Here is a 3762-nt window from a genome sequence, read left to right on the forward strand (position 1 = left end):
CTTAAAGTCGTAACGGAAATGGGAAGGTTTAATTCATTTGAAGAAATTAATTCTTTGAAAAAATCAAGGATTTTCAACAAACGGGTTATGAAATAACCAATGGTGAAGAATTTAAAAAAGATTTTGATTTAGTTAGACAAATTAGAAGTGCATCAATTTCAATTTCATCAAATATTGCAGAAGGATTTGAAAGAAACACGGATAAAGAATTTATATATTTTTTGTAAGTTGCTAAAGCATCTTCTGCAGAAGTAAGATCACAATTGTATTTAGCATTGGATTTAAATTATATTACAAAAATAGAATTTGACGAATTATTTGAGAATGTTTCAGATATTTCAAAATTAATAAGTGGATTTATAAAATATTTAAATGACAGTCAAAAGAAGTGAAGTCGAAATGTATTCGACATTAAGACATTTGACATTAAGACGTTAAGACTTTAAACATGAAAGTAACCATAGACGGTCAAAGCATAGAAGTAGAACCAGGAACAACAATCCTGCAGGCAGCACGTATGATAGGTGGAGAAGTAGTTCCGCCAGCGATGTGCTATTATTCTAAACTAAAAGGTAGCGGTGGGAAATGCCGTTGTTGTTTAGTGGAAGTTGCAAAAGGAAGTGAAGCTGACCCAAGACCAATGCCTAAATTAATGGCATCTTGTGTAACCGGTTGTATGGACGGAATGGAAGTGAATAGTAAATCATCTCCACGTGTACAAGAAGCCAGAAAATCAGTAACAGAGTTTTTATTGATCAATCACCCATTAGATTGTCCGGTTTGTGATCAGGCAGGAGAATGCGATTTGCAAAATTTAAGCTTTGAGCACGGGAAATCAGAAACTCGTTTTATAGAAGAAAAAAGAACTTTTGAACCAGAAAATATTGGTCCAAATATTCAATTGCACATGAACCGTTGTATTCTTTGTTACCGTTGTGTGATGGTTGCAGATCAATTGACTGATGATCGTGTTCACGGAGTAATGGATAGAGGGGATCATTCTAATATATCTACTTGTATCTCAAAAGCAGTTGATAATGAGTTTTCTGGAAATATGATTGATGTGTGTCCGGTAGGAGCTTTAACTGATAAGACATTTAGATTTAAATCTAGAGTATGGTTCAGCAAGCCTTACAATGCACACAGAAATTGCACAACTTGTTCTGGAATAACTACCGTTTGGATGTTTGGTGACGAAATTCAGCGCGTTACCGGGAGAAAAGATGAGTACCATGAAGTAGATGAGTTTATTTGTAATGGTTGTCGTTTTGACCATAAAGACATTGCTGATTGGACTATTGAAGGACCAAGAGCATTCGAAAAAGATTCGGTTATCAACCAAAATAAATACAATAGAAAATTACAGAAAGTGGAAATTGCTACCGAAGAAAATATTCTTTTAGGTAGAGAATCCGATCGTAAGAAAATAAGCATGGTCGAAATTCCATTGACTGAAGAAGATATTACGAATCAAAAAACTTTGGGCAATAATGGATAGTACTATTATCATAGAAAAAAGTGTCATTATTGTTGCAGTTTTTGCGCTAACAATGTTGATGGCCATGTATTCAACATGGGCAGAGCGAAAAGTTGCCGCTTGGCTTCAAGATCGTGTTGGACCAAATAGAGCTGGTCCTTTCGGATTGTTTCAACCGCTTGCCGATGGTTTAAAATTATTTTCTAAAGAAGAATTTGAGCCTAACACGCCAAATCGATTTTTGTTTTTTGTAGGTCCAGCCATTGCTATGAGTACCGCTTTAATGACGAGTGCCGTAATTCCTTGGGGAGACCGGTTGCATTTATTTGGAAGAGATATTTTGTTACAGGCTACGGATTTAAATATTGGATTGTTATACTTTTTTGGAGTTGTTTCAGTGGGTGTTTACGGAATTATGATTGGTGGTTGGGCCTCGAACAATAAATTTTCGTTGATTGGTGCCGTTCGTGCAGCTTCTCAAATGGTATCGTATGAAATTGCAATGGGATTGTCCATAATTGCATTATTGATGATGACCGGAACATTGAGTTTAAGAGAGATCTCTGAACAGCAAGCAGGAATGAATTGGAATGTGTTTTACCAACCGTTATCTTTTATAATCTTTTTGATTTGTGCTTTTGCAGAATCAAACAGAACTCCTTTTGACTTAGCGGAATGTGAAACAGAACTTATTGGAGGATATCACACCGAATATTCATCAATGAAAATGGGATTCTATTTATTTGCTGAATATGCAAATATGTTTATTTCCTCTACGATTTTAGCTATTTTATTCTTTGGAGGTTATAATTATCCTGGAATGAGTTGGGTTGTTGAAAATTGGGGAGTTAATATTGGTAACCTTTTAGGATTTGGTGCTTTATTTATCAAATTGTGTGGGTTCATATTTTTCTATATGTGGGTTCGTTGGACTATTCCAAGATTTAGATACGATCAATTGATGCATTTGGGTTGGAGGATCTTGATTCCATTGGCGATCATTAATATCATCATCACAGGAATTGTAATTTTGAGAGCAGAAATTGCTACATATTTAGGATTTTAATTTATACCGAAAAAGCCCTAGCCCTGATAGCAGTGGAAATCCTTTATTGTTTTTTTTTAAAACAATAAAGATTGAAACGAATAGCAGGATGAAGCTTCAAATAAAAATATAAAATGTCAATAGAAAGTATATCCTTATCAGGAAGAAAAAAGGTAGTCTCTAACAAAGAGATGACTTTTTGGGAAAGAATGTATCTTGTTGCGATCGTCAAAGGATTGATAATTACGATTCAGCATTTGTTTACTAGAAAAGTAACGATTCAATATCCGGAGCAAGTGCGAGAGATGAGTCCGGTGTATCGCGGTCAGCATATGTTGAAACGGGATGAACAAGGTCGAGAAAATTGTACGGCTTGTGGTTTGTGTGCGTTATCATGTCCTGCAGAAGCGATTACGATGAAGGCTGAAGAACGCAAAGCAGATGAAAAACATTTGTACAGAGAGGAAAAATATGCGTCGATATATGAAATCAATATGTTGCGGTGTATTTTTTGTGGTTTGTGTGAAGAGGCTTGTCCGAAGGATGCTATTTACCTGACCACGTCTAAAGTTTTGGTTCCTTCCAGCTATGAAAGAGAAGATTTTATCTTTGGTAAAGATAAATTAGTCATGCCTTTAGATATAGCAATGCAAAATGCTCAACTTAAAAACGCTAACTAATGTCTACAGTACTTATAATTTTTTGTGTATTGGCTGCTGTCACTTTAGCAACCGCTTTTTTAACTATTTTTAGTAGAAACCCTATTCACAGTGCTATTTATTTAGTGATTTGTTTTTTTTCGATTGCAGGTCATTACTTGTTGTTGAATTCACAATTCTTAGCAATTGTTCATATAATCGTATATTCTGGAGCGATTATGATTTTGTTCTTGTTCACCATCATGTTGATGAATTTAAATGAACAAAAAGAAGTTCACCGTCCAAGAATCACCCGATTAGGTGCTATTGTTTCCTTTTGTTTGATCTGTATTGTTCTTATTTTGATTTTTATAAATTCAAAACCAATTGTGGGAGAATATGTTACAACTGGTGAAGATTATCAATCGATCAAAGTATTGGGTAAAATACTACTGAATGAATACATGGTTCCATTTGAGTTTGCCTCTATACTACTTTTAGTGGCTATGATTGGAACGGTATTATTGTCTAAAAAAGAAAAATTGCAAAAATAAGATGAACAATATTTTAAACCAGATTGGTATAGAAAATTACATATTCCT

Annotated in this window: 4 protein-coding genes and 1 pseudogene; all 5 read left to right on the forward strand. The window is 34.5% G+C overall.

Features of this window, described 5'->3' with window-relative positions:
• Positions 1-92 precede the first annotated feature (92 nt).
• A pseudogene (locus tag AC061C_RS15365) lies at positions 93-392 on the forward strand (four helix bundle protein).
• A gap of 56 nt (positions 393-448) precedes the next feature.
• Positions 449-1498, forward strand: a complete 1050-nt coding sequence (locus AC061C_RS15370) for an NADH-quinone oxidoreductase subunit G (RefSeq protein ID WP_478291899.1) — start codon at positions 449-451, stop codon at positions 1496-1498.
• A complete protein-coding gene (nuoH, locus tag AC061C_RS15375) occupies positions 1491-2543 on the forward strand; it encodes an NADH-quinone oxidoreductase subunit NuoH (RefSeq protein WP_309758196.1) in 1053 nt (350 codons plus the stop codon). The genes AC061C_RS15370 and nuoH overlap by 8 nt, the downstream gene beginning before the upstream one ends.
• 113 nt (positions 2544-2656) lie before the next feature.
• On the forward strand, positions 2657-3202 hold the full coding sequence (locus AC061C_RS15380; RefSeq protein WP_417979585.1) for a NuoI/complex I 23 kDa subunit family protein: 546 nt from the start codon (positions 2657-2659) through the stop codon (positions 3200-3202).
• Entirely contained in the window at positions 3202-3714 is a 513-nt protein-coding gene (locus AC061C_RS15385) for an NADH-quinone oxidoreductase subunit J family protein (RefSeq protein ID WP_417944214.1), read from the forward strand. The genes AC061C_RS15380 and AC061C_RS15385 overlap by 1 nt, the downstream gene beginning before the upstream one ends.
• Positions 3715-3762 lie beyond the last annotated feature (48 nt).

The sequence above is a fragment of the Flavobacterium sp. GNP010 genome, assembly GCF_056428945.1.

Coding starts and splice junctions, on each gene's coding strand:
- AC061C_RS15385 (WP_417944214.1), top strand. CDS start 3,202: ATGTCTACAGTACTTATAATTTTTTGTGTATTGGCTGCTGTCACTTTA.
- nuoH (WP_309758196.1), top strand. CDS start 1,491: ATGGATAGTACTATTATCATAGAAAAAAGTGTCATTATTGTTGCAGTT.
- AC061C_RS15370 (WP_478291899.1), top strand. CDS start 449: ATGAAAGTAACCATAGACGGTCAAAGCATAGAAGTAGAACCAGGAACA.
- AC061C_RS15380 (WP_417979585.1), top strand. CDS start 2,657: ATGTCAATAGAAAGTATATCCTTATCAGGAAGAAAAAAGGTAGTCTCT.